The sequence below is a fragment of the Cupriavidus sp. L7L genome (assembly GCF_004353535.1).
In the GTDB taxonomy this organism is placed as follows: Bacteria; Pseudomonadota; Gammaproteobacteria; order Burkholderiales; family Burkholderiaceae; genus Cupriavidus; species Cupriavidus oxalaticus_A.
In genome coordinates, this window is record NZ_SMNY01000075.1 from 1 (window position 1) to 909 (window position 909).

A 909-nucleotide genomic window follows, 5' to 3' on the forward strand; every position below is an offset into this window, starting at 1 on the left:
CGGTTCAAAGTCCAATGCAAAGCTACAGTAAAGGTTCATGGGGTCTTTCCGTCTAGCCGCGGGGAGATTGCATCATCACAAACACTTCAACTTCGCTGAGTCTCGGGAGGAGACAGTGTGGCCATCGTTACGCCATTCGTGCAGGTCGGAACTTACCCGACAAGGAATTTCGCTACCTTAGGACCGTTATAGTTACGGCCGCCGTTTACCGGGACTTCAATCAAGAGCTTGCACCCCATCATTTAATCTTCCGGCACCGGGCAGGCGTCACACCCTATACGTCCACTTTCGTGTTTGCAGAGTGCTGTGTTTTTATTAAACAGTCGCAGCCACCATTTTATTGCAACCCCTTCACCCTTCTGGCGCAGGCCAGTCAAGCTACCAGGGCGTACCTTATCCCGAAGTTACGGTACCAATTTGCCGAGTTCCTTCTCCCGAGTTCTCTCAAGCGCCTTAGAATACTCATCTCGCCCACCTGTGTCGGTTTGCGGTACGGTCTCGTATGACTGAAGCTTAGAGGCTTTTCTTGGAACCACTTCCAATTGCTTCGCAGCACTAGGCCGCTCGCCCCACATCCTTGAATCCCGCGCCCGGATTTGCCTGAGCGCCTTCTCCAATGCAGGGACCGGGACTTCCAACACCCGGACAACCTTCCGCGATCCGTCCCCCCATCGCATCATACGACGGTGCAGGAATATTAACCTGCTTCCCATCAGCTACGCATCTCTGCCTCGCCTTAGGGGCCGACTCACCCTACGCCGATGAACGTTGCGTAGGAAACCTTGGGCTTACGGCGAGGGGGCCTTTCACCCCCTTTATCGCTACTCATGTCAGCATTCGCACTTCTGATACCTCCAGCATCCTTTACAAGACACCTTCACAGGCTTACAGAACGCTCTCCTACCACGC

At 54.1% G+C, this 909-nt stretch carries 1 rRNA gene; it reads right to left on the reverse strand.

The window, feature by feature from the left end:
- Positions 1 to 909, reverse strand: a 23S ribosomal RNA gene (locus E1J61_RS35505); the annotation flags it as partial.